The sequence below is a fragment of the Streptomyces sp. 3330 genome (assembly GCF_031456635.1).
Lineage (GTDB): Bacteria > Actinomycetota > Actinomycetes > Streptomycetales > Streptomycetaceae > Streptomyces.
In genome coordinates this window covers 1-26,467 of sequence record NZ_JAVDVA010000043.1, presented here as the reverse complement: position 1 = coordinate 26,467, position 26,467 = coordinate 1, and the positions used below count along the sequence as shown (strand labels likewise).

At 67.3% G+C, this 26,467-nt stretch carries 28 protein-coding genes, 1 tRNA gene and 4 pseudogenes; 18 read left to right on the top strand and 15 right to left on the bottom strand.

Going from position 1 to position 26,467, the window contains the following annotated elements:
- Positions 1–170 precede the first annotated feature (170 nt).
- Positions 171–496 (top strand): annotated as a pseudogene (locus J2X68_RS38205) (TetR/AcrR family transcriptional regulator); the annotation flags it as partial.
- Positions 497–636: 140 nt separating this feature from the next.
- Here the strand turns inward: J2X68_RS38205 and J2X68_RS38200 are convergent.
- The 3 genes from J2X68_RS38200 to J2X68_RS38190 all read right to left on the bottom strand — a co-directional run bounded on the left by J2X68_RS38200 (position 637) and on the right by J2X68_RS38190 (position 3,650).
- Positions 637–1,674, bottom strand: coding sequence for an SPFH domain-containing protein (locus tag J2X68_RS38200; protein WP_310437214.1), 1,038 nt, complete (start codon positions 1,672–1,674; stop codon positions 637–639).
- Between the two features lie 4 nt (positions 1,675–1,678).
- Positions 1,679–2,110, bottom strand: coding sequence for an NfeD family protein (locus J2X68_RS38195; RefSeq protein WP_310437213.1), 432 nt, complete (start codon positions 2,108–2,110; stop codon positions 1,679–1,681).
- A 202-nt stretch (positions 2,111–2,312) separates the two neighbouring features.
- On the bottom strand, positions 2,313–3,650 hold the full coding sequence (locus J2X68_RS38190) for a PP2C family protein-serine/threonine phosphatase (RefSeq protein ID WP_399041827.1): 1,338 nt from the start codon (positions 3,648–3,650) through the stop codon (positions 2,313–2,315).
- A 1,567-nt stretch (positions 3,651–5,217) separates the two neighbouring features.
- Here J2X68_RS38190 and J2X68_RS38185 point away from each other — a divergent pair.
- Entirely contained in the window at positions 5,218–5,457 is a 240-nt protein-coding gene (locus J2X68_RS38185) for a hypothetical protein (RefSeq protein WP_310437212.1), read from the top strand.
- A gap of 616 nt (positions 5,458–6,073) precedes the next feature.
- Here the strand turns inward: J2X68_RS38185 and J2X68_RS38180 are convergent.
- Together J2X68_RS38180 and J2X68_RS38175 are read right to left on the bottom strand one after the other, a co-directional pair.
- Positions 6,074–6,298, bottom strand: coding sequence for a hypothetical protein (locus J2X68_RS38180; protein WP_310437211.1), 225 nt, complete (start codon positions 6,296–6,298; stop codon positions 6,074–6,076).
- Positions 6,299–6,761: 463 nt separating this feature from the next.
- On the bottom strand, positions 6,762–7,916 hold the full coding sequence (locus J2X68_RS38175) for a P1 family peptidase (RefSeq protein WP_310437210.1): 1,155 nt from the start codon (positions 7,914–7,916) through the stop codon (positions 6,762–6,764).
- An 800-nt stretch (positions 7,917–8,716) separates the two neighbouring features.
- Between J2X68_RS38175 and J2X68_RS38170 the strand changes: the two genes are divergently transcribed.
- From J2X68_RS38170 to J2X68_RS38160, 3 genes and pseudogenes are all read left to right on the top strand, one after another.
- Positions 8,717–9,109 carry a hypothetical protein gene (locus J2X68_RS38170; protein ID WP_310437209.1) on the top strand — a complete coding sequence of 131 codons (393 nt, stop codon included), beginning with the start codon at positions 8,717–8,719 and terminating at the stop codon, positions 9,107–9,109.
- A 5-nt stretch (positions 9,110–9,114) separates the two neighbouring features.
- Positions 9,115–9,783, top strand: a complete 669-nt coding sequence (locus tag J2X68_RS38165; RefSeq protein ID WP_310437208.1) for a nucleotidyl transferase AbiEii/AbiGii toxin family protein — start codon at positions 9,115–9,117, stop codon at positions 9,781–9,783.
- A 108-nt stretch (positions 9,784–9,891) separates the two neighbouring features.
- A pseudogene (locus J2X68_RS38160) lies at positions 9,892–10,799 on the top strand (IS5 family transposase).
- A 12-nt stretch (positions 10,800–10,811) separates the two neighbouring features.
- On the opposite strand, the gene J2X68_RS38155 reads toward J2X68_RS38160, so the two are convergent.
- The 4 genes and pseudogenes from J2X68_RS38155 to J2X68_RS38140 all read right to left on the bottom strand — a co-directional run bounded on the left by J2X68_RS38155 (position 10,812) and on the right by J2X68_RS38140 (position 13,360).
- Positions 10,812–11,159: a hypothetical protein gene (locus tag J2X68_RS38155; protein WP_310437207.1), complete on the bottom strand. Its 348-nt coding sequence runs from the start codon at positions 11,157–11,159 to the stop codon at positions 10,812–10,814.
- Positions 11,160–11,358: 199 nt separating this feature from the next.
- Positions 11,359–11,671: pseudogene (locus J2X68_RS38150) on the bottom strand (transposase); the annotation flags it as partial.
- Between the two features lie 616 nt (positions 11,672–12,287).
- Positions 12,288–12,767, bottom strand: a complete 480-nt coding sequence (locus J2X68_RS38145; protein WP_310437206.1) for a lamin tail domain-containing protein — start codon at positions 12,765–12,767, stop codon at positions 12,288–12,290.
- A gap of 119 nt (positions 12,768–12,886) precedes the next feature.
- Positions 12,887–13,360, bottom strand: coding sequence for a lamin tail domain-containing protein (locus J2X68_RS38140; protein ID WP_310437205.1), 474 nt, complete (start codon positions 13,358–13,360; stop codon positions 12,887–12,889).
- Positions 13,361–13,806: 446 nt separating this feature from the next.
- Between J2X68_RS38140 and J2X68_RS38135 the strand changes: the two genes are divergently transcribed.
- Positions 13,807–13,956 (top strand): hypothetical protein, encoded by a 150-nt coding sequence (locus tag J2X68_RS38135; RefSeq protein WP_310437204.1) that lies wholly within the window; start codon positions 13,807–13,809, stop codon positions 13,954–13,956.
- Positions 13,957–14,039: 83 nt separating this feature from the next.
- Here J2X68_RS38135 and J2X68_RS38130 read toward each other — a convergent pair whose 3' ends face one another.
- Positions 14,040–15,530 (bottom strand): SulP family inorganic anion transporter, encoded by a 1,491-nt coding sequence (locus tag J2X68_RS38130; protein ID WP_310437226.1) that lies wholly within the window; start codon positions 15,528–15,530, stop codon positions 14,040–14,042.
- Positions 15,531–15,959: 429 nt separating this feature from the next.
- Here J2X68_RS38130 and J2X68_RS38125 point away from each other — a divergent pair, with 429 nt between their 5' ends.
- Entirely contained in the window at positions 15,960–16,373 is a 414-nt protein-coding gene (locus J2X68_RS38125; RefSeq protein WP_310437203.1) for a MerR family transcriptional regulator, read from the top strand.
- Between the two features lie 26 nt (positions 16,374–16,399).
- Here the strand turns inward: J2X68_RS38125 and J2X68_RS38120 are convergent, their stop codons facing one another.
- A complete protein-coding gene (locus J2X68_RS38120; protein ID WP_310437202.1) occupies positions 16,400–16,879 on the bottom strand; it encodes an ATP-binding protein in 480 nt (159 codons plus the stop codon).
- 201 nt (positions 16,880–17,080) lie between these two features.
- Between J2X68_RS38120 and J2X68_RS38115 the strand changes: the two genes are divergently transcribed.
- From J2X68_RS38115 to J2X68_RS38090, 6 genes are all read left to right on the top strand, one after another.
- Complete coding sequence (locus tag J2X68_RS38115) at positions 17,081–17,437, top strand: STAS domain-containing protein (protein WP_310437201.1); 357 nt, start codon at positions 17,081–17,083, stop codon at positions 17,435–17,437.
- A gap of 362 nt (positions 17,438–17,799) precedes the next feature.
- Positions 17,800–17,955: a hypothetical protein gene (locus J2X68_RS38110; protein WP_310437200.1), complete on the top strand. Its 156-nt coding sequence runs from the start codon at positions 17,800–17,802 to the stop codon at positions 17,953–17,955.
- A 517-nt stretch (positions 17,956–18,472) separates the two neighbouring features.
- Positions 18,473–19,171 carry a hypothetical protein gene (locus J2X68_RS38105; RefSeq protein ID WP_399041821.1) on the top strand — a complete coding sequence of 233 codons (699 nt, stop codon included), beginning with the start codon at positions 18,473–18,475 and terminating at the stop codon, positions 19,169–19,171.
- 413 nt (positions 19,172–19,584) lie between these two features.
- Positions 19,585–19,887, top strand: a complete 303-nt coding sequence (locus tag J2X68_RS38100) for a hypothetical protein (protein WP_310437198.1) — start codon at positions 19,585–19,587, stop codon at positions 19,885–19,887.
- Positions 19,884–20,273 (top strand): fic family toxin-antitoxin system, toxin component, encoded by a 390-nt coding sequence (locus J2X68_RS38095; protein WP_310437197.1) that lies wholly within the window; start codon positions 19,884–19,886, stop codon positions 20,271–20,273. Before J2X68_RS38100 ends, J2X68_RS38095 begins: the two co-directional genes overlap by 4 nt.
- Positions 20,274–20,375: 102 nt before the next feature.
- Positions 20,376–20,498, top strand: a complete 123-nt coding sequence (locus J2X68_RS38090; protein ID WP_310437196.1) for a hypothetical protein — start codon at positions 20,376–20,378, stop codon at positions 20,496–20,498.
- Between the two features lie 461 nt (positions 20,499–20,959).
- Here the strand turns inward: J2X68_RS38090 and J2X68_RS38085 are convergent.
- Both J2X68_RS38085 and J2X68_RS38080 read right to left on the bottom strand, forming a co-directional pair.
- Positions 20,960–21,033, bottom strand: a tRNA-Met gene (locus J2X68_RS38085).
- A gap of 46 nt (positions 21,034–21,079) precedes the next feature.
- Positions 21,080–21,196, bottom strand: a pseudogene (locus J2X68_RS38080) (cold shock domain-containing protein); the annotation flags it as partial.
- Between the two features lie 297 nt (positions 21,197–21,493).
- On the opposite strand from J2X68_RS38080, the gene J2X68_RS38075 reads away from it, so the two are divergent.
- The 5 genes from J2X68_RS38075 to J2X68_RS38050 all read left to right on the top strand — a co-directional run bounded on the left by J2X68_RS38075 (position 21,494) and on the right by J2X68_RS38050 (position 24,379).
- Positions 21,494–21,886, top strand: a complete 393-nt coding sequence (locus tag J2X68_RS38075; RefSeq protein WP_310437195.1) for a hypothetical protein — start codon at positions 21,494–21,496, stop codon at positions 21,884–21,886.
- 387 nt (positions 21,887–22,273) lie between these two features.
- A complete protein-coding gene (locus J2X68_RS38065; RefSeq protein WP_310437225.1) occupies positions 22,274–22,693 on the top strand; it encodes a DUF6283 family protein in 420 nt (139 codons plus the stop codon).
- A gap of 286 nt (positions 22,694–22,979) precedes the next feature.
- Positions 22,980–23,255 carry a hypothetical protein gene (locus tag J2X68_RS38060; RefSeq protein ID WP_310437194.1) on the top strand — a complete coding sequence of 92 codons (276 nt, stop codon included), beginning with the start codon at positions 22,980–22,982 and terminating at the stop codon, positions 23,253–23,255.
- Between the two features lie 126 nt (positions 23,256–23,381).
- Positions 23,382–23,654, top strand: a complete 273-nt coding sequence (locus tag J2X68_RS38055; RefSeq protein ID WP_310437193.1) for a hypothetical protein — start codon at positions 23,382–23,384, stop codon at positions 23,652–23,654.
- On the top strand, positions 23,654–24,379 hold the full coding sequence (locus J2X68_RS38050) for a hypothetical protein (RefSeq protein ID WP_310437192.1): 726 nt from the start codon (positions 23,654–23,656) through the stop codon (positions 24,377–24,379). Before J2X68_RS38055 ends, J2X68_RS38050 begins: the two co-directional genes overlap by 1 nt.
- Positions 24,380–24,390: 11 nt before the next feature.
- Here J2X68_RS38050 and J2X68_RS38045 read toward each other — a convergent pair whose 3' ends face one another.
- Positions 24,391–24,948 (bottom strand): hypothetical protein, encoded by a 558-nt coding sequence (locus tag J2X68_RS38045; protein ID WP_310437191.1) that lies wholly within the window; start codon positions 24,946–24,948, stop codon positions 24,391–24,393.
- A 750-nt stretch (positions 24,949–25,698) separates the two neighbouring features.
- Positions 25,699–26,136, bottom strand: a complete 438-nt coding sequence (locus J2X68_RS40415; RefSeq protein WP_399041815.1) for a peptidase inhibitor family I36 protein — start codon at positions 26,134–26,136, stop codon at positions 25,699–25,701.
- Between the last annotated feature and the right edge of the window lie 331 nt (positions 26,137–26,467).

Genomic DNA, 26,467 nt, shown 5'->3' with positions numbered 1-26,467 from the left:
GCAGGCCGAGAAGCCGAGACGCAATTGCGGCTCGGCTTCTCGTTTCGCCTGCTCAGGCGGCTGCGGAGGATACGAGATGCGAACTCGTGAGATTGCGGCACCAACGTGCTTCCCAAGTGGGTTGCCGGTTACCGAGCCTTGGCCAGCTTGCTGTCTGACCTGGTCAGTTGATTCGACGTACAGACACCGGGCGACCACTGCGGGCCGACGTGCGGCGCAACTGGGAAAAGTTCCTCTCCGCGGCTGTGCGCGTCTTCGCCGAAGAAGGGCTGGAGGCGCACCTTGAGCGCATCGCCAAGGAAGCGGTGCAGGTTCGGGCACTCTCTACCGGAACTTCCCCACCCGGGAGGCGCTGATCGAGGCCGCCTGGTAACGAACTAAGCCGGCTGTGCGACGCCGCCCCGACCTCCTGTCGGCCATGCCGCCACGCGATGCGCTCCGCGCCTGGATGGGGCGCTTCATCGACTACGCCACCGCGCAACTGGGGATGGCCGAGACCCACGTTCTGTTTCTCTGGTCAGCGCGAGCCCAGGAACCGGCCGGCCCGCGGACCTCATGCCTACTCCCACCGACGGCTTCGGCGCCGGCCCCGCGGCCCCCGAATGCGTGCGCTGGGAGGTCCTCCTCGCGGGTGTGTCAGCGGGGGGTGTCCGGCGGCAGGGCACCGGAAGCCGTACCGTCGGCCGCCGCCGCGTCCGCGACAGCCTCTGCGGCGGCCTCGGCGGCCTCGGCCGTGTCGTGGGCGGCCTGCGTGGCCATGTTGTCCGACGGTTTGTCTCGGGTGGCCGGGGAACGGGGCAGGACCTCGGTGAAGGCCTTGGAGACGTTTTCGAGCGCAGAGGTCATCTCGCTGGGGATGACCCAGAAGGTGCTTCCCGGGCCCTGCGCGAGCTGGGGCAGCATCTGCAGGTACTGGTAGGCGAGCAGCTTGGGGTCGGGATCGTTGCGGTGTACGGCCTGGAACACCTCGTCGATGGCCCGTGATTGCCCTTCGGCCTGGAGAATCGCCGCAGTGCGGTTGCCCTCCGCGCGCAGGACCGCCGCCTGTTTGTCGCCTTCGGCGGTGAGGATCTGCGACTGGCGTTGTCCTTCGGCTCCAAGGATCGCGGCGCGCTTGTCCCGCTCCGCCCGCATCTGCTTCTGCATCGCGTCCTTGATGGTCTGCGGGGGGTCGATGGCCTTGATCTCCACCCGGTTGACTCTAAGTCCCCACTTGCCGGTGGCCTCGTCCAGCACACCTCGGAGCTGGCTGTTGATTGTGTCCCGTGAGGTGAGGGTCTTCTCCAGGTCCATGGATCCCACCACGTTGCGCAAGGTGGTGACCGTGAGCTGTTCGACCGCCTGCAGGAAGTTGGCGATCTCGTAGAAGGCCGCGCGAGGGTCGGTGACCTGGAAGTACAGGACGGTGTCGATCTCGACGACCAGGTTGTCCTCGGTGATGACCGGCTGTGGTTTGAACGAGACCACCTGTTCCCGCAGGTCGATGACGGGGCGGACCCGGTCGACGAACGGGATGACGAGGTTGAGGCCGGGAGTCAGGGTCCGAAGATAGCGGCCGAGGCGCTCGACATTGCGTGCACGCGCCTGCGGCACGATGCGCACGGCGCGCATCACGGTGAAAACGGCGAAAAGCGCGACGATCAGGCCGATGACGAGGAACGCCGATGTTTCCATAGTCTCATTCCCGGGGGTAGACGATGGCGGTGGCACCGCGGATCTCCATGACGTCGACGGTCGCTCCCGAGGGAATCACCAGCGTTTCGTCGTAGGGGCGAGCAGTCCATACCTCGCCGTCGATGTCGATCCTCCCGCTTCGGCTGGTCACCTCGGTCACGGCGTAGGCGGCCTTTCCGACCAAGGCGTCCACGCCGAACCGCGCCTTCTGCGGTCGGTGCAAGTGACGCATCGCGACCGGCTGCAGGAGCAGCACCATGACGGTGGTGACGACGGTGAAAGTGAGGAACTGCAGAGGGACTGGCATCCCCAAGGCGGCGGCCACCGCTGTGACAGCCGAGGCAGCGGCGAGCATGCCGAGCGCGGCGGTCAGAGTGAGAATCTCCGCCACGGCCGACACCGCAGCAACGGCCAACCAGATCGCCCATGGATCCATTGCGTGCCCCTTTAACCGATGCGGGTGCGGCAGGGCGGTACTCCTCCCATTTGACGCCCTGCGGGCAGAAGGTGGTACTTCTGAGAGAGACCGACCACGGGAGGTCCTTGGCTCCTCCAATACTCGCAGGTCAGGAGGCCGCGTCGTCGAATGAGGAAGGGCCGGGGTTATGCCGGGCGCCTGCGCCCGCGGCCTTGGCGCGTCAAGGTGGCGGTGTACGCAGCGCGAGGATGGCCATGTCGTCGTGACCGTCGCTGGGGTGTTGGTCGGCCACGGTGTCGACGAACTCCTGCAAGGGCAGCCCGATGTGGGTGGTGGCGACTTCGGCGAGCCGGGCGAGCCCTTCGTCGAGGTTCCGGGCGGGGTGTTCCATGAGTCCGTCGGTGTAGAAGACCACCGTGGCTCCTGCAGGCAAGGCGTGGCTGTGGTCGGAGCGCGGCTCTTCGGTGCTCACGGCGAGGGGCAGTCCAGGCTCGCCGCGCAGGTAGCGCGCCTCTCCGTCTGGGTCGATCAGGAGCGGGGAGAGGTGCCCGGCGGTGCTCCAGTGCAGCGTCCAGCCCTGCTTCGCCTTCTCGATACGGGCGAGGCACACCGTGGTGACCGGTAGGTCAGTGATCGCCTCGAGAGTGCGGTCGAGTTGATGCAGGACGGCGCTGGGCGGGGTGAGCCGGTCGTACAGCAGCGCGCGGAGCATGCTGCGGATCTGCGCCATAGCCGCAGCGGAGTACAGATCGTGACCGACGACGTCGCCAATGACAGCGGCGCACGCATTGTCGGGCAGCCAGACGGCGTCGTACCAGTCACCGCCGAGATGGCCCGGGGTACTGGCCGGACGGTAAGTGGCGGCCGCTGCGAAAGGCTGCAGATCGGGCAGGGTCGGTAGCAGCAGGCGCTGGAAGCGTTCGGCGCTCTCGCGTTGCTGTTCAAGCAGGCGGATGTTGTCGATGGCGATGCCAGCGGCGCCAGCCAGGGTGATGACGATGTCCTCGTCGTCCTGGTCGAACGAGCGGCCGCCGGCTCGTTCGGTGAGGTAGAGATCACCGTAGATCGTGCCGCGGACACTGATGGCCACACCCATGAGCGTCCGCATCGGTGGGTGACCAGGTGGGAAGCCGGCCGAGGCGGGATGGGACGCGATGTCCTCGACCAGCAGGGGTTCGGGGTGGTGAATGAGGTGGCCGAGCACGCCGTGGCCGCGAGGGAATTCGATCCCGGCCAGGTCGGCGAGTTCGGACGCCGACAGTCCAACGGTGATGAACTGCTTCAGCTCCTCACCGCTATCGTCCAGGACGCCCAGCGCTCCGTAGCGCGCCCCGGTCAGGTCCATGGCCGTGGTAACGATGCGATGCAACACCGCGGGCAGATCGTCCTCGCGGCTCAGGGCCAGGACAGCCTCCAGTAATCCTTCCAGCCGGTCCTTGGCCCTCGCCAGCTCGTGCAGTGTCGCGGCAATCTCGTCCAGTTCGGCGTCCAGCCGCAGCCCACGTGGCAAGTCGGGTAGGCGTGGCCGCCGCGAGTCCTGTGCGCCGCCGGTCGTCACGGACACGCCTTGGCCGGTTGGTCGGCAGCTTTGGGGCTTTCGCCGCGGAATCCGGCCGACGTGCGGAGCGGGGCTGCGTCGGATCCAACACGGCGGAACGGGCGGTGAGCCGCCAGGGGACACATGCCCGCCGTCCTGCTGGTTGGGAGGACCGGGACCGGGCGTCGGCACGGCAGGTGTCCTTTAGCGGTTACCTCGCCGAGGGCGGCGGCCAAGCCGGTGCACCACGTCACGACAGTTGTCCCCGCACGCCGGACGCTCCCGGCATGCAGCATCGAGCGAGGCCACGAAATCAAGCCCACTACGCCGGTCTGCCCCGCCACGGACGGCAACGCGCCGCCCGCCGATTCGTCCATCGAATTTCACCGCCTCATTCCTGCCAACGCCAGGCAACAACGCTGCTGTCGACACCGGGGCGACCGTCTTGCCGCACCGTCGCGCAGGACGTGCACGAGCCGCCGTCCAGACAAAAAACGGGGGAGTTCCGCGCCACGACGCCGATCTCGTACTACGCCTACCGCTGCTCCTCGCGGGTCAGTCCTGGCTGCCAGCGCGTGGTCATGAGTTACAGCACGGGCATCTCCTTCGGGAAGAGGGACGGTGCGCCCAACCGAGCGCCTTGGCGCATTCCCGCCTCGTGACGGCGGCAATGCGCGCCATGAGCTCGATCACGCTCCCTCGCGTCTCAGCGGATCGCCCGGACGGTCTGGACGAATTGGCCCACGTGCTCCCAGGGGACGGCGGCGAGCAAGATCCGCCCCGGTGATCATGCCGTCGAGTCGGCGGCTGACGACTACCGGGTGTCGGCAGATCCGGGGTTCCTTCACGGCCCAGAGCACTTGGTCGGCACCGCCCGGGTGTCTGTCGTGACCACTTGCCCTGTTCCAGCCGACCCGCGGTCATGGTCCGGGGGCTTTGCCTTAGGCCACGTCCGTCTCCGCGACGTCGCGGTCCGCGGATGCCGCAGAGCCGATCGTCCGCCTGGCAAAGGGGCAGGGCGTCCGCAGCCGGCTCCCTCATCCGGTGCGCCGCGTCCACAGCCGTCTCCTTTGGGCATCGTTGCGGGTGAGGAGAGACCATAAGGGCTGGCCGACCCCGGCCGGTGCTGCTCCGTTCCAGTCTGAGCGCCCGACGGTCGCCGCGCACACCGAGAGTCGTCCACGGCAAGCACGGCCCACATCCGAAGGCGGCCTTCAACGGTGCAGGCCCTACGCGGTCGGAATAGGACTGGATACGCTCCTGCCCTGATTACGGTAATGGGCTGCCGGCCAGGCGATGAGGTCATGAGTGCCGAGGGCCCCGGGGAGCGTTATGACGCGTTTCAGGCCGTCCGCTGCCTCGGTTACTGCTACGCGGCTCCTGCCACATTGGACGGTGACACAGCACGCGCAGGCCCTGCGCTGGCCGGGCAACTGGCTGGTCCCTCACTCCCCCGGGCGCCGGTGATCCCTTCGGCCGACGCCACCGGTGACCCCGCACAGCTGGAAGGGGCGGTCGCCGGCGATCCACCATTGCAGGTCTGGCCGCACGTGGTAACGGCGGGCAGCACGGACGAGATCCGTCTGAGGTGGCCGCATCGGGGCTGCGAGGGCGCGGCGGCGCGGGGTTCCAGGTGGCCGCCAAGTGGGAGGCGGCCGGACGGGCGCATTGGACTGTCGTCCTGGCCAACGGTGACGAGGGAGATTGCGGCTCTCCATGTCCCGATCACAGGCGCGACCACTACAGTGCACGGCTCCACCAAGGGTTTATGGACGAAGGCGCCTTCACGCGGAGTGCTTTAAAAATTGCACCGAAGCAAATGGAGTAGCACGGTAGATTCCGCGATCGATTAATTCTATGCTCTCGCAACCGGAGGGCTGAACATGAATACAGGTGGCGGCGCCAAGACTCAGGGCTCAAATTCGTCCCACAAGCTCCTGTGGCCGATTGGACGAGCGGTAGCACCTGTCAGGCAGCTTTTCGACGATACCGGAAACTATGACGGCAAGGAAAATGTCATTGACGCCGCTTACGTGGCGGCAGCCGATCGGTTGACTGAGCAGCGAGCCCGGCTTGAGGGACTGCGATCGCGGGCCGCAGCGTTGCTTGCCACGGCCGGAGCACTGGCTACGTTCGCTACCGGAATCGGCCTGTTCACTTCAGATTCGAGCAAGGGTGGTGTGGCGCTGCCGTACTGGTGCATGTACGCCCTCATGGGAAATCTGCTCTTGCTGTTGGTCTGTATCTGGCTCGTCCTCCAGCCGACCCCTGAAGATTGGCTGCACGGCCCGCCGGCACCGCTGATGATCGACAAGGCCGCCACAGGTTCTCACGACCTGAACGTCAAGGCAGCCGCCGCAAGAACGATGGATGATGCGGCACTGAACAAGAACGGGGTGCACTTGCTTTTCTGCGGGTGGTGGTACCGCATGGGCGCCATCCTTTTACTTGTCGAACTGCTCCTCATCCTTGCGGGTGTCGTTTACCAGCAGCATGAACGTGCTGACTCCCACCGCGAGAAGTACAGTGCTGCGGCTCCGTCCCTTCAACTCAAGCGGGGCGCTGCAGCCCGTGGCGGTGCAGGCGACGCTGCCTTGGGGCAACGCCTTGGCGGCCACAAACGGATCAGGTTGCCCCTCAAGTCCTCCGGCTTCCGATGCGCCGTACATCTGAGGTCACCGCGTGCAGTCGCGGGCAGGGGTGGCCACGCACAGGCTTCCCTCGCTGGCCGGGGAGCTATGGGCTTCTGCGGTCGTGCCGTTGCGCGGCCGCTCCACTCTGAGCTGGCTGGCACCGTGTCTGTGTTCGCCCAGGGACTCGGAGCACGCCCGGCGTGCCTTATGGGGCCAGCGGGGCCTGGGGCTTCCGCCGGTCGGCCTCAACCTGATCCTGTCCGAGGGGCAGCCCGTCACCGTGGACGAGAACGCCTTTCCCCGGCCTCTGCTCGGGCCTGTTCCTCGTCGCCGGGCGCTCACTGAGCCAACCCGTTCCTTCTTGGGCGGCTTGAGAGCGTCGTGTCGACGTGCCCGGCCGTGCCGAGAGGGCGCGGTAGCTGCGGTCGCGGGTGCCGTACCGGCGGCGGTGTCCCGGTGCCGGTTCCGTCCGTGTGCCGAGTGCGATCCCATGCGGCTGCTACGGCTGCTTCCGCCGCAGGTGCGCGCACGCCGACGGGTAGGTGTCGCAATAGCTCTTGTACTGCCGCACGGACGTGGCCTCCAGCATCGCGTGCGCGACGGCCCTGGAGAGAGTGTCGGCCGCCGCGGAGCCGATCCCGGTGAGGGCACCTGTGTCGTCCGGCTCGTCGTTCGACAGGCGCCGACCGGTGCCGGTGGATACGGAGAAGATCGTGTCGCCATCGGAGAGGGTGTGCGAGGGGGTGATCGCACGGGCCAGGCCGTCCTGGGCAGCGGCGGCCATCCTGGTCAGCGCCGCGTTATCCATACTCGCACTGGTGGCGACGACCGCGATCGTGGTGTTGCGGCCCCGGTCCGCCCCGGTCTGCGGCGTCCCCGGGGCCTGCCGGCACTCCGCGCGGGAGAGCCTGCGCAGTCCGGCGAACTCGTCGCCGATGCCCAGTGCGGCGCCCAGCAGGGTGCAGTCCTTCGGATCCACTGGGCTTCCCAAGGCGTTGACCACGACGAGCGCCCCGACGACGGTCCCGTCGGCCATTTTGACGCTGGCCGTGCCCACGCCTCCCTTGAGAGTGCTCGCCGCAGCGAGGGCTCCTGTCCCGGCGCCCACCGTGCCCTGGCGCACCTGGCCGCCCTCGGCCGCTTCCATTGCCCGGTAACCCCAGGAGGCCGTCGGCCGAGCCCGGTCGCTGCCCCCTCGCCCGATGTCGTAGATCACCGCTCCCGGCACGATAGGAAGCGAGACCCCTTTGCGGTCCTCCAGCCAGTGCATAGCGCCGACACCGACGTCCAGCCCCCAGTCGCTGCCACCAGTCAGGACGATCGCGTCGACACCAGGATTGGCGTTGACGGGGTCGAGTGTGTCGGTCGTCCATGTGCCGGGGGATCCGCCACGCACGTCGACGCCAGCGATGGACCTACCAGGCATGCGGACGACGGTCGAGCCGGTGAGGTAGGGCGGGCGGGCGGACTGCACCTGGCCGACCCGGATGCCGGGGACATCAGTGATGGCGTTCCGCGGACCCGGCACAGGGGCCGCCGTCGTGGTCTTCATCCCCCCGGCGGCCTGGGAAGCCTCGGCGCCGAGCACGAGACACGCAGCGGCCACCGTGCACACCGACCCCATCGCCAGCAGACGGGTGTTCGGGAAAACCATGCCCGACCTCTTCTCAGAACCACCCGGCCACGCCGGAAACCGCTGTGCCGCCCAGCGGCGACGTACAAAAAGTTAGTGGTACGAGGTGTCGTTCAACCGGCGGCACGCCAGGGGATGAGCCGTTCGGATACTCATAACGCTCCGAACTCGTGAGCAGCGGATTTGATCACTCTGGTCAGCCCCTCGATCTGGTCCGTGGAGCGGCTGTGGATGTACCAGACCGCCGCAGACCGTTTCCCACCACACGGCGTACGGCTGCCTCTCCATTCGCGACGAATACGATCGACCACTCCAGCTGCGTTCGGTCTACGGCTCGAGACTTGGGGAGTTCCTGGGCGGCAACCTCGACGCCCCAGGCGAAAGACCCTCGCGTCGCTGGTGCCAGCGCCTCGCTCACAAAGCCACAGGTCAGGGAGCTCACAAAGATCGATCCGTCCGTCCGAACCGTGCACGGAGGAAAACAGGTCGAGCAATCCATCCGAGTAGCAACCCTGCAGTTCAGGTGCCTTCGCCAGCAGGCTCAAGGATCGCCACGCACTCCATGCGCGACGTTGTCGGAAAGGTGTCCGCCCCAGCAACGGCAGAGAAGTCCAGGTCAGAGATCAGAGGCGCCTTCTCGGATCGCTGGGCAGTTTGAAGGCGTCCCAACCGTCAAACGAGCGTCACGACAGACAGTCCATGCTGCTCAGGGCGCAACAGACTGTGGCTACCAGACCACGCCGAAGGATCCGCCTCGCACGCTTCAGAGCTCAGTGCTCACATCGTGGCCCGCGCCACCTCTCGGCCGCCATAATGGACTCATGTTCTCCAGCCCACAGCAGTCTGCATCCGTATCAAGGGGCTCCTCGCCCGCGGATGCCGAGGACCTCACGCTGTACAGGGAGAAGTTCCGGCGGCGTCTGCCGGAGTCGCTGGACGAGTTGCACGGCCCGGCCCAGGGGGTCGTGAAGCTGCCGCTGCACCTGGCCTGGTCCGGGATGACCACGTACGACATGAGCAAGCCTCGTCAGCGCATGGGCCTGTACCGCACCGTCCTGCACGAGGGCCTGCGTGATGACCTGCCCCGGTATCTCAACCGGGACCTGCTCCTCCACCTGTGGCCGGTCCTGCGCACCCTCGTCGGCCGCACTGTGCGCACCGTCTGGGAAGACGCCTTCCCCCAGCTGGCCTCCCGCACCCGGGCAGCCGCGTGACGGACATGCCGGAGCTGCACACGCGGCTCCTGGCGGACGTGATCACGCTAGGTTCCCCGTATCCACTGGTTCTCACCGGTGGATACGCCGTGCGGGCCCACCGCCTCGTCAACCGCCCCAGCCAGGACCTTGACGTCGCCACCGAGAACCCGGCCCCCATGGCTGACATCGCTGCCACGCTCCGCACCGGCCTGGAAGCCCGCGGCTGGAAGGTGCACGCGCTGGAGACCGCCCCGCTGTCCGCCCGCTTCACCGTGTCCGACCCTGACACGGGCGAGCAGTGTGAGGTCGACATCCTCAAGGAGATCTTCTGGCGGCCGGTCACCCAGAGCCCGTACGGGCCCGTCCTCGCGGAAGAGGACGTGATCGGGACCAAGGTCCGCGCCCTCGCCGACCGCGGAGCACCCCGCGACCTGATCGACGTGTTCGCAGCCTCGCGACGATGGACCAATACCCAGCTCGAAGAGTTCGGCCGCCGGCACGCGCGTGGCCGCTTCGAGCGCGAAGACCTCCAGGCGAACCTCACAGGCGCGGAGTGGACCGACGACGAAGCTTTCGCCGCGTACGGACTCAACGACGCCACCATTGCAGCCTTGCGCGCTTGGGCCGTGGAGTGGGCCGACGACCTTGCGGCCCGCCTCCTCGGAGAGACCGATGATCCGGACAACGACTGATGAAGAGCGGCTGGGGTGAATCCCAACGGGCTATGGCCTCCCGCTGTCCCCTCCGGCCGGGACGGGACTCACCCCGAAGCCTGTGCAGTGGTCACCACCCGTGCGGTGATGCGGCGTTGTCGAGTGGGCGCTAGGCAGTTTCGTTTGGATCAGTCGGTCGTTGGTCCGGGTGTGCCGTTGACTGATACGCAGTGGGCGCGGGTCGAGCCGTTACTCCCGGACCGGACACCGAAGCGGGGTGGGCGCTGGCGGGATCATCGCCAGGTCATCGACGCGATTGCCTTCAAGTTCCAGACTGGCGCCCAGTGGGTGCACCTGCCGGAGAGGTACGGCAACTGGCGGGGCGTCTACAACCGGTTGCGGATGTGGGCCTTGGACGGCACCTGGGAGCGGGTGTTCACCGCCCTGGTTGCCCAGGCCGACGCGGACGAGAACCTGAGCTGGGCCGTGTCGGTGGACTCCACGATCGTGCGGGCTCACCAGCATGCGGCCGGGGCCCGGAAAAAGGGGCCCCGGCCGGCGAGCCGGACGACCACGCCATCGGCCGCTCCCGCGGCGGACTGACCACGAAGATCCACCTTGCTGCCGATGCCCGCTGTCGGCCGCTCGCGTTCGTCCTCACCGCCGGACAGGCCGGCGACGCGCCCGCCTTCACTGACGTCATGGCCCGCCTGCGTGTTCCTCGACGGCGCGGTCGTCCGCGCACCAGGCCGGACGTGGTCCTGGCCGACAAGGCCTACTCATCTCGCGCGATTCGCGCCCACCTGCGCAAACGCGGTATCCGGGCGGTGATCCCCATCCCGGCGGACCAGCGGAACCACCGGCTGCGACGCGGCAGCCAAGGCGGCAGGCCACCGGCCTTCGACCGTGATGCCTACAAGCAGCGCAACACCGTCGAGCGGTGCATCAACCGCCTCAAGCAGTGGCGCGGCATTGCGACCCGCTACGAGAAGACCGCGACCATCTTCCTGGCCGGACTCCATATCGCCGGCATCTTCCTCTGGTCTGCCCGCTGAGAGACAGGCAGCTCACGGTCGGAGGCGTTCCGCCTGCGGATCGAAGCAGACGAGTCCATGCTCGCGAGCCAGCGCAGAGGCATACTCGGACACCTCCTCAGCCTTGCCATAGGACATGAGCAGGTACACCATCGGCCCCGATGCCTCCTCGATGACTGGCGGTGACGCCCATACGCCACTGCCCTCGTCGTCCGGGTATCGCGCGACGAGGGCTTCCACGTAGGCCACGATGCGCGGCACCGGAGGTACGACAACATCGTCCGACTCTAGGTAGCGCTCGAAGAGCTCGTCGTAGGTCGAGCCCGCTTGGCCGTCGTCAAGTGGACGGTCGCCGTCCCACACCGCAAGGTCATAGCTCACCAGCGCATCGTCGCAGGCAGCAGCTCCTTCGGACTCAGCAGGCCCTGAAATCGAACCGCCACCAAGTGATCCGAAAGAGAGCTCCTAGGTCCACACTAGCCTCGACGGACCGGCCAGCTCCTGCAAGCGCCCCATAGCCAACTGCGGTAACGGTCTTGCAGGGTCTGTCAATCGAACGGTGTAACCGGGGTGTTCGGGGTTACTGACGGGCTGCGGAGAGTCGGCCGTCGAAGGCGTTCAGAGCGGTTTTCCAGCGCAGGGCCGAGCGGTCTGCCCCCTGCCGGTCGGGTCGAGCGACATGATCGCCACGTAGACGCACTTCCACGCGGCCTGCTCGTTCGAAAAATACCCGCGGGCCTTGTCCGCCCGCCGGATCCTGGCGTTCACCGATTCAATCGCGTTGTGGTGCAGACGATTCGGCGGATCTCGGTGTCGAAGCGGAGGAACGAGGTGAACTCCTCCCAGGCGTTTTCCCAGAGCCTGACGATCGCCGGATACTTGCGGCCCCCACGCGTCGACGAGCACTGGAACAAGGGCCTCAACCCCACCGACGGGTGCGACACCGTAAAGAGGTCATCCTGTCCGAGGCCAAACTCGCCCCGGAGACCGGACCACGGTGCGCGCTGTCGGGTGGGCGCTACTTCTCGGAGTACGACCAGGTATGGGTGACCGCGCGTCCTCGCTCGATGTCGACCACATCGTGCCGCTGGCCGAGGCATCGGACTCCGGGGCATCCGCAGGGACGCCCGCCCGGCGCAAGGCCTACGCGAACGACCAGGAAGCACCGGCGTCGCTGATCGCGGTCTCGGGCAGCTCCAACCGTCCAAGAACGACAAGGACCCAGCCGACTGGCTGCCCGTCGAAGGCTTCCGCTGCGAGTACGCCAGCGCCTGGGTGGCCACCAAGCTGCGCTGGCAACTGCCCGCGGACCCGGCCGAACGCGACGCCCTCACCCACCTCGCGGAGCACTGCCCGGACGCCACCGTCACCTACGACCAAGTACCGCAGTGACCGCGGCCCGCGCATAGCACCGGCAGCGCGCCCGCCCCGGGAAGGGCAGGGCGCGCCGCCGGGTCTCATGCGGGCCGCGGCCGTGGCGCGGCATCCACTGTCAGTACGGCGTGGGGGTCAGTGGCGTCCGCCGCGGCGGTGGCCCCAGGAGTAGTCGTCGACGAGACGGCCGCGGTCGTTGCGCAAGGTCGCGGTGTCCCGGTCGTTGTCCCACACGTAGGTACGGCGGTTCTGGTAGAGGTCGCCTCGGGTGTCGTGGCCTTCGCCGGTGTGGATGCGGACGGTGGACTGCGGGGCCAGGCGGTAGTGGTGGAAGGTGTAGGTGTGGCCGTCCTCGTCGGCGAGGGTCCAGCCGTCCAGGCTGACCGCATGGCGGGCGGGGTTGGTCAACTGGACCCGCTCCCTGTTCAGCGAACGGTTAGAGCGGTCGTCGCGGCCCGGGGAGTCGTACTGGACGGCCGAGATCTTCACCTTCTGGCGGTCCGGGCGGTCATGGTCGGCCGCGGTGGCCGGCCCCGCCGTGACCGAGACCAGAGCACCCGCAGCGAGTGCGGCAGCGGCCAGGCGGCGAACGGCAGAGAAAGCAGAAACGGACACGATGTCCCCCTGATGGTGCGAGCGCGCTCCCTCGTGCGGCAGCGGCGGCTGCTGCACGAGGGAGTACAGAGTGTGGTGACGGCCTGGCGGCCGTCCTTCGATCCGGGCTGCCGCGCGGGTCAGTGGCGGCCGCCGCGGCGGTGGCCCCAGGACTCGTCGTCGACGAGGCGGCCGCGGTCGTTGCGCAGGGTGGCGGTGTCGTGGTCGTTGTTCCACACGTAGGCGCGGCGGTCCTGGTAGAGGTCGGTGCGGGTGTCGCGGCCTTCGCCGGTGTGGATGCGGACGGTAGCGCGGCCGGCCAGGCGGTAGTGGTCGAAGGTGTAGGTGTGGCCGGACTCGTCCTTAAGGGTCCAGCCGTCGAGGTTGACCGACCGGCGGGTGTTGTTGGTCAGCTCCACCCACTCCTTGTTGAGCGAGCGGTTGGAGCGGTCGTCGCGGCCCGGGGAGTCGTACTGAACCTTCGAGATCTCCACCGCTGGGCGACTGGGGCGGGCATAGTCGGCTGCGGTCGCCGGCAGCGCCGCGACCGAGACCAGGGCGCCAGCGGCGAGGGCGGCGGCGGCCAGACGGCGGGCGGTGACAGAAGCGGTCAAGGAGTCCCCCTGATGGTGCGGGCACCTTCCGCACACGGCCTTCGCGGCCGCTGTGGGAGTCGGTGCGGTGTGCGGGTGGCGGCCGGGCTGGCCGCGCACTCACACTCTGTCCCCCCCCCATGCGGCAGTTGGGAGGAAACACGGACTGTGTTACCTGTTGCCCGCATTCCTGTGACTCTTAAGTGCATCGTCCATTTATGCCGTGCATGCACAAGGTTGACGCCTCGCCAGAGCGGGCTCCCTTTGCGGGCACTGGCCGGGGAACCCTTCCTGGCCCTGTCATGCCGCTCAAGGCCGGATTGACCGTCACCCGAAAGTGAGTAACAGCGCGACGACTCGGTCAGCTCGACACGAACCCCGTCCGCGCCTTCGGCCCTGCCCCTGATCATGTTGCTGACTTCGAGGAGATACGAGGCTGCGGGCCAGCCCGCTGACCTGCCCTGACGATGCCAAGGACCTGGACCGGCTGGACGCTGCACCGGTTGCGGCACTCCGCGCTCACCCACTACGTCGAGGGCGCCACCTCCACCCCGATTGTGCTGGCCCGCCCCCGGCAGGTTGCCGAACGCGACCCGGCCGCCGGCCGCCGGGGCTGAACCGCTACCGCCGAACGGCACCGCAGGACAGTGAGAGGACCCCGGCCAGGGCCGGGGTCCTCTCACTGTCCTGCGGTGCCGTTTCAGTGGCTGCCAGCGAGTTCGCCGGTGAGCTTGCTATGCAGATCGGCGCTGGGATGGTTCAGTCCGGTGATGTCGACGGTCTTGCCGAGCTGAGCGTACTTGGTCTCGACCGCGTCGAGGGCGGCCACGGAGGAGGCGTCCCAGATGTGCGCGGCGGACAGATCGACGACAACCTTGTCGGGGTCGCCTGTGTAGTTGAAATGGCCGACAAGGTCGTTGGAAGAGGCGAAGAACAGCTCACCGGTGACCCGGTAGACCACCGTCGTGCCGTCAGGATCGACCACGGCGGTGACCTCGGCAAGGTGCGCCACGCGCTTGGCGAAGACGGCCATGGCGGTGATGGAGCCGACAACGACGCCGATGGCGAGGTTGTGGGTGGCGACCACGCAGGCGACGGTGATGACCATGACGGCGATCTCGCCGGCGGGCATCCGTCGAAGCGTCTTGGGGGCGATGGAGTGCCAGTCGAAGGTCGCGAACGACACCATGATCATGACGGCGACCAGGGCGGCCATGGGGATGTCGGAGACGAGCGGGCCGAAGACGATGCACAGCACCATCAGGAAGGCGCCGGCGAGGAAGGTAGACAGGCGGGTGCGGGCGCCGGAGACCTTCACGTTGATCATGGTCTGGCCGATCATGGCGCAGCCGCCCATGCCGCCGAAGACGCCGGTGACGATGTTGGCGATGCCCTGGCCGATGGACTCGCGGGTCTTGTCGGAGTGGGTGTCGGTGATGTCGTCGACGAGCTTGGCGGTCATCAAGGACTCCATCAGACCGACCAGCGCCATGGCGAACGCGTACGGGGCGATCGTCGACAGCGTGTCGAAGGTGAAGGGCACGTCGGGCAGGCCAGGGACCGGGAGGGAGGAGGGCAAGGCGCCCTTGTCGCCTACCGTCGGCACCGCGATGGCCGCGCCGACGGTGATCACGGTCAGGAACACGATGGAGACCAGCGGCGCCGGGATCACGGTGGTGATCTTCGGGAAGAACACCATCAGCGCAAGACCGCCGATGATCAGCGGGTACACCGCCCAGGGCACGTCGCGCATCTCAGGGACCTGGGCCACGAAGATCAGGATGGCGAGGGAGTTGACGAAGCCGACCATCACCGAGCGGGGGATGAACCGCATCAGCTTCGCCACGCCGAGCGCGCCCAGCGCGACCTGGAAGACGCCGGCCAGGACGACCGCGGCAACGAGGTAGCCGAACCCGTGCTCACGGTTCAGCGGGGCGATGACCAGGGCGACGGCACCGGTGGCGGCGGAGATCATCGCCCGGCGTCCACCGACGAGCGAGATGACCACGGCCATGGTGAAGGAGGCGAACAGGCCGATCGCCGGGTCGACGCCCGCGATGATCGAGAACGAGATCGCCTCGGGGATCAGCGCCAGGGCGACGACCAGGCCCGCGAGAACCTCGGTGCGCCAGACCTTCGGGTCGGAGATCCAGTCGGGCTTGAGGCCGCGCAGGCGCGCGGCCGGGGACACTGCAGCGGCAGCAGAAGACAAGGGAGAGAACCTGTCGTGCTCGGGCACACCCCCTACGGCAGACCGAGGCGTGCGGGAAGGACGCGCAGGAGCCGGGCCGGCACCCCGCGGGCGGCCCCGTGAAGTGCGGAGCCGGAAGTCGAGGACGGACGGGTCTGGGCCTGCGCAAGAGGGGGCCCTACCTCACGTCCGGGGGCCAAGCCTCACGGCGGGCAGGCGGCGGCCACGGGCGTCATGGGCTCGCGCACGCTTCTCTCCTGCAAGAATCGGATCTTCGCCGGGGGCACCATCAGCCCCGACACAGCAACGGCAACGCAGCGGCACGCCACCCTCACCACCAGCAACTCTACCCTAACGTTAGAGTAGAGATCGGCGGCGCCCGCCCGGGGACAAAACCGCCGACGACCAGAGGGGCCAACGGACCACCGCGTGGACGACAAGCACATGCAGATCGGCGAGGTCGCCGCGCGCACGGAGCTGTCCCTGCGCACCATCCGGCACTACGAGGAGACCGGCCTAGTCGTCCCGTCCGCCCGCTCGCAGGGCGGCTTCCGTCTCTACACCGAAGCCGACGTCGCCCGGCTCATGGTCATCCGCCGCATGAAGCCCCTCGGCTTCACCCTGGACCAGATGCGCGACCTCCTGGAAGCCACCGACCGCCTCGACGCCGGCACAAGACTCGACCCCGACGAACGCGAAGCCCTCCTGGACCGCGTACGGACCTACCAGCAGGCCGCCGCCGAACAAGTGGAGAAGCTGCGCATCCAGCTGGCCCGCGCCGAGGACTTCGCCGCCACCCTGGGCGCCCGCCTGGAGCGGAACGCCCCTGCAGCCCGCGCCTAGAACCGGGCATTACCTGCCTTGTACGGCTATGGGGACGTGCGGCCGGCGATGCCCCCGCCCGGATTATCGGCCAGCGCAATCAGCGCGGTGACGCGCTTACCGACCAGCTCACGCCGCACTTCGTAGGCCTGGCAGACGGCCAGGGTGATCTCCAGACCGTGGCGCCCCACCCGCTCCGGGTCGGTGGCAGCCCCTTCCGGCAAGACCGGATCGCTGTCCCACACCGACACCCGCACCGCACCCCCGCTGACCTGCAGATCGAGCATGACCGGCCCGGGTGCGTACTTCACCGCGTTCGTCACCAGCTCGCTGACCACGAGCTGCGTCATGCCCAGCGCCCGTTCCGACACCGGCAGCCCGTGCACGGCCTGCACCTCGGTGAGCAAACCCGTGGCCAGACGCCGCGCGTCCCCGATACAGGACGAGGCGCCGTCGTACGCGGCCGATGCCGAAAGCGGATCGGTGCGCTGTGCCGCCTGCCCCTCGTCGCCTACGGCCTGCTCCACGGCCCGCCTCATCTCCTGCGACCATCACACAAAGTTCACCCAGCCCACGCAGCATTGCACGGCCACCTGCCGCCTTCCCCACAATGGAGGCTTCGGCCCGCCCCGCAGAACGCGGTTGACACGGAACGGCAGCGTGCGCTTGCGTGGGCGAAGAGGGGCATCGCAGCAGCGAGGACCCCCACCCCCAGGGCAGGAGACGGCATGAACCAGGCCCAACTGACCGTCTCCCACCACATGACCACTGACGGCGTCCACGTGGTCGTACTGGCCGGGGAGATCGACCACACCACCACTGATCTCTTCCGCCAGGCGCTCACCGCACAAGGCGGTTTCGCCCCGCATACCGTCATGGACTTCCGCGCCGGCACCTTCATGGACTCCAGCGGCATCAACATGCTCGTCGCCGCCAACAACGCCGCCCGCGCCGGCAGCGGGTGGCTACGCCTGGCCTGCACCCCGAAGCCTATGGCGGACCTGCTGCACGTCGTCGGCCTCGACGACGTCATCGATCTGTACCCCACCCTTGAGCAGGCCGTCGCACCACAAACCGCCGCCTGACCCCGCCTCTCCCCCGCCGGCCGGCATCGACGCCCTCCTCCCTGAAACCCGGCGTGGCCGGCAGAGCGGCAGCGGCACAACGCGGCGGAGCGCGAGCTGCTGCGCCACGAGTTGGACACGCAGACCCTGCCACGGACCACGGTGTACGGGCTCGATGTCGGGCGGTGGGCCGCGCGGCAGCAGGAACACGACGTGTGGCACGGGCTGATGGACGGCCAGCGCGAGCGGCTGGTGCGGCTCGGGTTCGGTTCGCCCCGCGGCCCGCGCAGCCCGAGACGGCGGTGAGGGTCCGCAAAGGCGATTCTGACGCGTTCGAGCGGAGGGTTGCGGCTCTGTCGCAGTACCGTGCCCGCACAAGTTCTGTGACGGTCCCCAAGGCCCACGAGGAGGCCGTGGTCGTCGACGGTGTCGAGCACCTCGTGAAACGGGGGGTATTCCTCTCCAACAGCTGTTCCAGGCGGGGCAAGCTCACCGCCGAACGGCTCGCGGCCCTCGGGCTGGCCTGGGCGGGGGCGTGAAGCAGCATAGGCTGCGTACGCTGGCTTCTCCCTGTGTGGCGGGAGGGCCGGGCAGGCGGCGAGGGGCGGCACATTTTGGGGATGCGCCGCCCCTCGCTGCTGTTCGAGTGTTGCCCGTTCCCGCCACAGCGGGCGGGACGCCGTATTGCCTGGCGGGCGGCCCAGTGTGGGTCGAGATCAGGGCTGTATGGCTCGTGCGGTCGAGGCGGGTCGGTCAGCCGGGGTGGACAGTATCGTCATGGTGGTCGGGTGTCGTTGTGGAACTTCGAGAGGGAGAGCGGGGGCCGCTTTTTCGGGACGCTGGTGTCGGGGTCTCGTCATGTGCAGCGACTCCGCGAGGCCGAGACCGTCATCAGTCCACGACACATGCTCTCTCCCACCGCGGGCGTTGTCTCCTGCACTGCTCTTGCTTGGGCTCAGCACGATCGGAACGGTCTTCCGGAGCGACGACGTGCCCAGGGAGCACCGGTTTGAGTATTGGTGCGAGTTGAAGCACCGTGCGATCGCTCCCAGTCATATGAGCAGCCGGTTCGCCGATGACTTCTGGGCTCGGCAGAGGCTGGTGGAGCTGGGTCCGGTGCTGGCGTGGCCGACGGCGTACCTGCCGACGGCGTACCTGCCGACGGGGTACCTGCAGACGGGGTTCAGGCGTACCGAGAAGCTGGTGCGGCAGTCTGATCCGGAGATGTATCACTTGTCGCTGGTGCTCGGTGGGGGGGTGGGCTTCGAGCACGTGGGGCGAGCCGAGACGTACGGTCCGAGCGACTTGTGGGTGAGCGATACGTCGCGGCCTTACAAAGTGCATGTGCCGGTCGGCCTGGGCCGTCAGGTGCTCACAGGGGTGGGCGTGGACTTCCCCAAGGCGCTGCTGCCGCTGCCGGCCGACCGTGTCCAACGGCTGCTGGGTCGGCGGCTGTCGGGGCGGGAGGGGATGGGTGCTCTGCTGACCGGATTCCTCACCGGGCTGGAGCAGCAGGCCGTCGTTCCCTCGGCCCGGCGAGCACAGAAGCCCGCCGGCATGCCAAGTACCGTCACACCCTCGCTGCGCACCCCCCCATCCGCCGCCCGCGTTCCACCAGCGTTCCTCACTGCATTCTCCTGGCGTTCCTGCGACGTCCCCCGAACGTCGGCCGGCCAGCCGGCGCTGCAGCGGCGCGGCCCGGGACGGACCGCACGCCGGCCGCTCACGTCGGCGGTGCGCCGCCTCCTTACGTAAGAGGACGGTGCACCGCGGCGAGGCGGGGGGAATTGAGCGGGATGAGGTGCGGCCACGGCAGCAGGCCAGTTCAGCCTCGGCGAGCCGGTTGCGGTAGAGGCCAGACAACGTAGAGACGGTGGGGCGACCACAGGGGTGGTGTGATCAGAAGTCCGAGAGTCGGGTGGTGTGCTACCCGCACCTGCGGGGATGGTTCCCGCGTCCGGTCGGCCATGGTGCTGGCTGGTGCTCCCGCACCCACGGGGATGGTCCTTGCCCTTCGCCGAGTGTCGATCTCGGCCCGGATGTGCGGCTGGCCCTTGCGGGCCTGCGGTACACCCTAGGCCTCCTCCGGGGCGGGGCGACGGCCTGGGCCGGGGTAGTCCGCGCCGCTCCCGAGACACCCGCGTGGTACCGCTGGTACCGTAGCTACCATGTCGGATGCCAAAACAGCGATGAACCTGCGCTTCCCCGACCCTGCACAGCGGGCCGCGATCGCCGCAGCGGCCAGGCAGGCGGGGGTCAGCATGCAGGAGTACATCCTCTCTGCTGCCTACGACCGTGCGACCGCCGTGGAGCGGCAGTTCCTGGACGGTTTCCAGGCGTCCATGGCCCGCAGCGGCGCGGCTTTCGCGGCCGAGCCCAGCAGTCTGGACCCCAGCGCCGAGCAGCGGGCGGCCGAGCAGGAAGCGCAGCGGGAACTCGGTCAGCACCAGGAGCGAGGCCACGCCGCGTGACCCAGCCGGAACCGCCGCTCCACCCGCTCGACGTCTCGTTCCTGCTGCACGCCGCCGAGCTGCTCGACGGTGATCCGCAGGTCGACGACCTCGGACCGCTGTACGCGGCTGTCGCCCGGGTGAATGCCCGGGCGATGGAGCGCGACATCTACGGATCTCTGTATCTCAAGGCCGGCGCGCTGCTGCAGACCCTGGCGAAACTGCCGTGCCTGGAGCACTCCAACGAGGCTTTCGCCTGGCATGCGACCGAGGCCTACATGATCCTCAACGCGCGCGAACTCGAGTACCCGCCCAAGGCGGCCGTCGCGCTCGTGCGGGACGCCGCCTCCGGAGCGCTCGGCATCGCCCGGATCGCCCGCCAGCTGCGCGACTGGACCGTCGCCTGATCACCAACATGCAGTAGCGGGGAATCGCCGTGCCTAAGCGGCCCCCGGGCATCCACACCCGGTGGCCGCTAGGGGTGCTGGGCGGCACAGGACATCAAGCAGATGACGCACACGAGCGCCGATGCCCCCGCAGAGGCCCACAACGGTGTTTCAGGAGAACGGGCCATGGCCACCGTCGTGCCGTTGGGCGATCCGGCACCCGGCATGACGTCCCAGGACACCTGAGCGCTCAGAAGTGCTCAGGCCGCCGCCGACCCGCGCGCGATCGCCTGGCTCCCTTCCGCCGCCCGTCGGCTACCCGGCTGACGGCGACGGCGAGGTCGTCGGAGGCAGCGACTCGGTGCCGAAGAAGGAGCCCTGATGTCCTGCGTTCCGCTGACGGCCGGGAGTGTCCGTTCCGGAGAAGAGCGGCTCCAGCAAGCGGTGCAGGCGGCCGGCTTCGTCGCGTACCCGGGCGGGTATGTCGCCGCGCTCGGCAATGAGATGGCTGTAGATCGGGGTTTCTGGGGACGCGACGGATTCTGCTTGGCGCGGCACCGATAACGGCTGAGCCGGACGGAATGCCTGGCCCAGCGGGAGCCCGTCGTGCAGCACGAGCAGCGCTCCGAGTCCGTCTACGGGGTGCCGTGTCCGCGTCACGAGCGGACCCGCTTCGGTGGGGCTGGTGTCGGGGCCCCTGACGTTCATAGCGGAGACAGGAGTTGAACCTGCGACCTCTGGGTTATGAGCCCAGCGAGCTATTGAGCTGCTCGACCCCGCGGCGGTGATGCCACTCTACGCCGCACTTCAGAGGCCAGCGGGCGATGTCAGCCGCGGACAATGTTCTCGGCCTGAGGCCCCTTCTGGCCCCGCGCGACGTCGAAGGTGCCCCGCTCTCCCTCGACCAGCTCGCGGTACCCGCTGCCGGAGATGTTCGAGTGGTGAAGCGGCCCGCATAGGCTGCGCACGCCGGTTTCTCCTGTGTGGCGGGAGGGCCGGCAGACGGCGAGGGGTGGTGCATCTTGGGGATGCGCCGCCCGTCGCTGCTGTTCGAGCGTTGAACCGTTCCCGCCACATCAAGGGCGACGGCCCAGTCGGTCCGTCCGACGTCTCGCCGGCTCCCGGCCAGCGGCCCGCGTCCTGGACGATGACCGGTGGATCGAGTGGCGCGGCGGGCGTGCGCATCGGTCGTTGCTCAGCACCCTGACGGCGTACGGGCATGCCATCTCTACTTGCCCCCCGTGACCGAGCGGTGGAACCTGGGCCAGGAGATCCGAGCCACCAACCAGGCGTGGTCAGAAGTGCCCTGGGATGAGCTCGACCTCGATGCGGACGAGGACCCCCGACAGCTCCTCGGACTTGAGGAGCTGAGGTTCGGCACGCGCAACGGCCTGTGGCCCCTCGCGAGCAACGACCGAGGAGAGTCGATCTTCCTCGACGCAGCCGCCGATGCCACCAGACTCGTGGTCAACTATGACGAAACCTGGGCAGAGCACCGCATGAGCTTCACCGAATGGCTCTACCGATACCTGATCGGCGAAGACATGACCGGCCCCAACCGCTCAGCTTTCTATCCAGGCCCTGTGAAACTGCAGCACCTCCCGATGTCTGCCCGCGAACGTCCCGAGCCTTGATACGGCCCAGACCGAGGCATGTGAGGCACTGGCACCCACTGGCAGGGGACGGCCCCAAACGAGATGACCGCTTACGCCCCCGAGTTCAACCCCGTCGAGGGCGTGTGGTCGCGTCTGAAGAGGTCGCTGGCCAACCTCACGAAACACAGCCTCGACCAGCTCACCGCCTTGGTGAAGACGCGGCTAAGCTGCGCTCTTGACAGGCCGTCCAGCAGATGCCTTTCTCGCTTCGGATGTGGGTGAGTTCTTTGCGTTCGGCGGCCAGGACCTCGAGGTGGCGGGAGTTGGCGTTGCGCCAGCGCATTAAGGCGTGCTGGGCCCGGGCCTGGACGGTGTGACTGGGGTGGTGGAATCACGTTGGGGCATAATCTCCCCGTGGCTTCACCAATGCGTGCGCCGGCACCACGTCCGTGCGACAGCTGTCCCTACCGTCGGGATGTGCCGTCCGGGGTGTGGGCGCATGAGGAGTACGAAAAGCTCCGCCGTTACGACACCGACACAGCCGTGCAGCCGCAAGGGCTGTTCCAGTGCCATCAGGGCGACCCAGACAGCTCCGCGCGCCGGATCTGCGCAGGCTGGGCCGGGTGTCACGGCGAGCATCTCCTCGGTCTCCGTCTCGCCTTGCTCGAGAACAGGATCGACGAGGAGACGTTCCGGGCAGCAGCCGAATACCACTCACCGGTCCCGCTGTTCAGCTCGGGGAACGAGGCAGCCGATCACGGCCAGGCGGACATACGGCAGCCCGGTACTCAGGCGGACCATCTGATAGGGAAAATCAGCCGGACACGCCGCAATCTACGCCGCTGACCGGCCCCAAGGCGGCATACGAAGCGGAGGCACCGTGAGCGGAGCATCGGCCGGAGGGACAGAGCTTGGTGCGGCTGAGGCTGAGCAGGAGCTGCGCCGTTTGGCTGGAGCTGTACCGGCAGCTGACGATGGGAGATGCTTCCTGGGCGTACTCGAGCTTCGCGGATATCGTCAGCACCCATGGCCTCTACCAGCAGCCCTCTGCCTGGACGCATGGCGGAGGCAGAAGCCGGGCCGATGCTTCAAGGCCGCCAGCAACTGGGCGGATCTTGCTGGTTGGACCTATGTGGAGGGCTTTGTTCTGGTGCCGTCGGCGGCGCCGTTCAGCAGTTTCGAGCATGCGTGGTGTCTTACCGCTGACGGGAAGGTCGCTGATCCCTCACTGCCGGACGGAACTGCCACCGGCTATTTCGGGATCCCCCTGCAGGATGTGTTCCGCCGTGAGCAGCAGACGCTGCGCGGCACAGACTCGGTGTTCGTCTCGGATCCGATCAATCCGCTGGCAAGCGTCAACGAGGCTGTTCTGAGAGCGGGGCTGTTGCCACATGCCGTGGCCGGATAGACGCCTGCCCTCGCAGCGAAGCGGGCCGCCGAACGCTGTGCTTTCTCTGGCACGTGAAGGGCCGAAGCTGTACCCCGCATTCTTCGTTCCTCTACCGGTGGTAGAGGAAGGCGGTGGAGTCGGGTCATGGCGGACGAGACGAGCATCAAGGTGAGCACGGCGGCGCGGGACCGGCTGGCGCAGCTGGCGGCCGAGCACGGCACGACGATCCGGAACCTGGTGGAGGAGCTGGCCCAGGACACCCCGACCAGGGCCGAGTACGCCGAGCGTGCCGAGCTGGCCCGCGCGGAGCTCGCCTCCGCGCTGGGGCAGGCACCCAGCGCGGAGGCCGAGGCGAAGGCCCGCGCGCTGCTGGAGCGCCTGGCCGGGGCACAGCACGGCTCGCAGACGGCCGCGTAGTGGCGGCGATCTCGGTCGTCCTGGACCACACGACCGCCACGGCGCTGTACGACCCGAAGGACCCGTTCAACGAGGCGGACGCCGCGTTCTACGTGCAGGCGTCCGGCGGGCTCGGCAATCTGTCCGCGCCGGTGCTGTCGCTGACGGCCGGCGACGCGGAGCGGCCCGGCCTGCTCAGCTACATCAAGGGGCTGCGGTTCATCCGGATCGAGGCGTTCGACACCGACGCAGCCGTCACCGCCACCGGACTGCTGCGCTTCGGGCACTCCTGGGCAGCCGTCCACGCCATCCACGCCGCCCGGCCCTCAGCCGCCCATCCGGCCGGACGGTTCCTCCTCACCCTGACACCCAAGGCGGGGGGCGGCGCCTGTCCAGAGGTAGCGCCCTGTTGTTGCCCCGGCGAAGCCAGCGCCTCGGCCGGCACACCCAGCGGCGGCCGACATCTGCTCTGCGTGGCCCGTAACACCGAGCGCAAGCGACACACCACGCTCGTGAGCGCTCTCGCCACCCTTCCGTGTGATCTGCCGTGGCACCTGAAAGTGCCCGGTGCAGAGCCGGACCCCGAATATGCTGCTCGACTGCGGGCCTTGATTGCCGAGACCGGGCTCGCCGACCGGATCTACCTGCTCGGCCCACTGACCAGCGCCGAGCTGGACGCAGAATATGCGTGGCCGAGGTTCTCGTCTTGGCGTCCGACAAGGAACCGTACGGCATGTGCATCATAGAGGCACTCGTATCAGCGGCGCTTTAGCTGGGTCCCGGCTGCGAGCTGTGGGTTCGCAACGACAGAGTGCGTAGAGCTATTTGACAATTCCGAAAGGTGAGCGGAAGAAGGCGCTGAGACGCGCATACCTGCAATATCGGCGAGACCGTAATTTGAAATCTCTGGACCGCCACTGTAGCTTGCGGAAACCTCCAGGTAGGAATCACTGGGCCGCGCAGTACCCAGATACGGCTCCCCCTTGCCATTGTTGGCGGAAACCCGTTGATTTCCCGCAACCTTCGGATCCATCAAGCGCATCGCACTTGCAGAGTTAAGCTCGTCCTGACTGGGTGCGAACGAGGGTCGCGTCGGCCACTTCACATTTCCTGGAATTCCGGCCAGAGTTCGAGCCGCACCGACATGGCGCTGTAGCTCTTCAGCCGCGGCCTGAATCTTTTGCCTCTGATTTTCCAGCATGCGCGACAGTTCGGCCGCAGGATGCTCACGCGCGAGCTTGATCGCCTCGGTATAGATCATGAACTTCTTCAGATCCCGGGATATGTTCGCCTCATTTACTTTCTGTCCAAGCATGTCCAAATTTTCTCGGGTTGCGCACAACAAGATGTGCAACTTGTCGGACTCTGTCAGCATTGTAGGCTTTCCTTTCGTGTTATCTATCTGTGTTCTCATACGCAGCCTCGCCCTTCACTACGTCGAAGTCGTGGTCGCGGTTCAAAAATCGGCGCTCGAAGCACAACCTCAACGACCGGGCAAGGACGGGCAGGACTACGCCCCAAAGGCATCGACAGCCAGCCCCCAGATCTTGCAATCTTGGGGCATTAGTCGACATAACTAAATTAAAACTGTATACGGGATGAAGCAACGCCAGAAGACGACCTCCACGCATTTCCCAGGCTGCGCCGTGACCGTTGTTGCTGATGATGATGTAAGTGGTACCGACGGTGAGCCGTCAAAGCACAAAGCCACCAGGTCTCCTCCGCCCAGAAAACCCAGGTGAGATCAACCTCGATCAGCTTTGCCTCGGTGAACCGAAAATGCTGATAGTCGTAGCGACCTCACCAATAGCATCGAAGACGTGCATGTGGATCTCGCCTACAGCCCTTGGGGTCGGCCTGAGTGGCGAGGGGCCAGCACTCGATTCGAATGAGAACGCGAAGCCGGCGCGACGGTGGCGGCAGTGCGACCCCCCCCCTGCGCCAGCAGGGGTCGCACTGCCGCCGACCGAAGTACATTTCCCGTCAAATTCCGCGTCCTTGCACGACTCCTGTTGAACCGGTTTTAAACTCGGCGGACCACGCGACCTCGGAGTCGAAGATCAAGCTAGCAAGCAAAGGAGGCGCGATCGTTGAAGCTTTCGTAGGTCATGCGCCCGGAAGGGTCGAATGTCTGCACAGAATCGAGATTCCAGAAACGATATCCACCCCCTACTGACGTACTCTTCCCGCCACCATTCTTAAATTCCGTGAGGAAAAGGACCGAGTTCGAGTTATTCACGATGGACGAAACGGTGTTATCCACCGAAGAGCCATCCGAATACCTGCTCTGCGCCAAGTCCCTTGAGCAGAATACCTTCGCCCCATTACTCAGCGTAACCTGAGGGAGGACATAGACGGATCCTGTGAAGTCGGAGTTCTTGTACAGGCAAATCTGGTTGTTGGCACAGTTGTAGGCAGCGTTCGCCGGTGGAGCCACAACCGCTGCCCCTCCGACCGCTACGGCTGTAGCGAAGAACAATGCGCTTGCGCGAGACTTGCTCATCAAAATCCCCTACCAACTTCCTTGATTTCTCATCACCCGCTGACGGGTATTCCAGAGGCGCCCCGTGCGCTGCTGTCGGCTCAGGGGCCCAACTTCCACAACGCACGTCCACCGCCCTTCGGTTCACTTCTGCCGCCAACCCGTGTCCGGCAGGGCCGAGCCGCATCCTTCCGCAACTCTCCTGCTTCCAGAGAGGGCGCCGGCGTGACGTTCATACTGTTATCGAGGGGTCCTGGAACTAGGGTTCGTCTTCAAACGGATCTTGCCCAGAGCAGGAATGACGCGAGACTGACCGCTGCCTCGTAGGAGGTGGCGGTCTTGTCGTATCTGG

Bases quoted from the DNA above. Each gene is read 5' to 3' on its own strand.
- J2X68_RS38200 (WP_310437214.1), bottom strand. From the start codon at position 1,674: ATGGAAACATCGGCGTTCCTCGTCATCGGCCTGATCGTCGCGCTTTTC.
- J2X68_RS38195 (WP_310437213.1), bottom strand. From the start codon at position 2,110: ATGGATCCATGGGCGATCTGGTTGGCCGTTGCTGCGGTGTCGGCCGTG.
- J2X68_RS38180 (WP_310437211.1), bottom strand. From the start codon at position 6,298: ATGTACGGCGCATCGGAAGCCGGAGGACTTGAGGGGCAACCTGATCCG.
- J2X68_RS38175 (WP_310437210.1), bottom strand. From the start codon at position 7,916: ATGGTTTTCCCGAACACCCGTCTGCTGGCGATGGGGTCGGTGTGCACG.
- J2X68_RS38170 (WP_310437209.1), top strand. From the start codon at position 8,717: ATGTTCTCCAGCCCACAGCAGTCTGCATCCGTATCAAGGGGCTCCTCG.
- J2X68_RS38165 (WP_310437208.1), top strand. From the start codon at position 9,115: ATGCCGGAGCTGCACACGCGGCTCCTGGCGGACGTGATCACGCTAGGT.
- J2X68_RS38135 (WP_310437204.1), top strand. From the start codon at position 13,807: ATGCCAAGGACCTGGACCGGCTGGACGCTGCACCGGTTGCGGCACTCC.
- J2X68_RS38115 (WP_310437201.1), top strand. From the start codon at position 17,081: ATGAACCAGGCCCAACTGACCGTCTCCCACCACATGACCACTGACGGC.
- J2X68_RS38105 (WP_399041821.1), top strand. From the start codon at position 18,473: ATGAGCAGCCGGTTCGCCGATGACTTCTGGGCTCGGCAGAGGCTGGTG.
- J2X68_RS38100 (WP_310437198.1), top strand. From the start codon at position 19,585: ATGTCGGATGCCAAAACAGCGATGAACCTGCGCTTCCCCGACCCTGCA.
- J2X68_RS38090 (WP_310437196.1), top strand. From the start codon at position 20,376: ATGACGCACACGAGCGCCGATGCCCCCGCAGAGGCCCACAACGGTGTT.
- J2X68_RS38065 (WP_310437225.1), top strand. From the start codon at position 22,274: ATGCGTGCGCCGGCACCACGTCCGTGCGACAGCTGTCCCTACCGTCGG.
- J2X68_RS38055 (WP_310437193.1), top strand. From the start codon at position 23,382: ATGGCGGACGAGACGAGCATCAAGGTGAGCACGGCGGCGCGGGACCGG.
- J2X68_RS38045 (WP_310437191.1), bottom strand. From the start codon at position 24,948: ATGCTTGGACAGAAAGTAAATGAGGCGAACATATCCCGGGATCTGAAG.
- J2X68_RS40415 (WP_399041815.1), bottom strand. From the start codon at position 26,136: ATGAGCAAGTCTCGCGCAAGCGCATTGTTCTTCGCTACAGCCGTAGCG.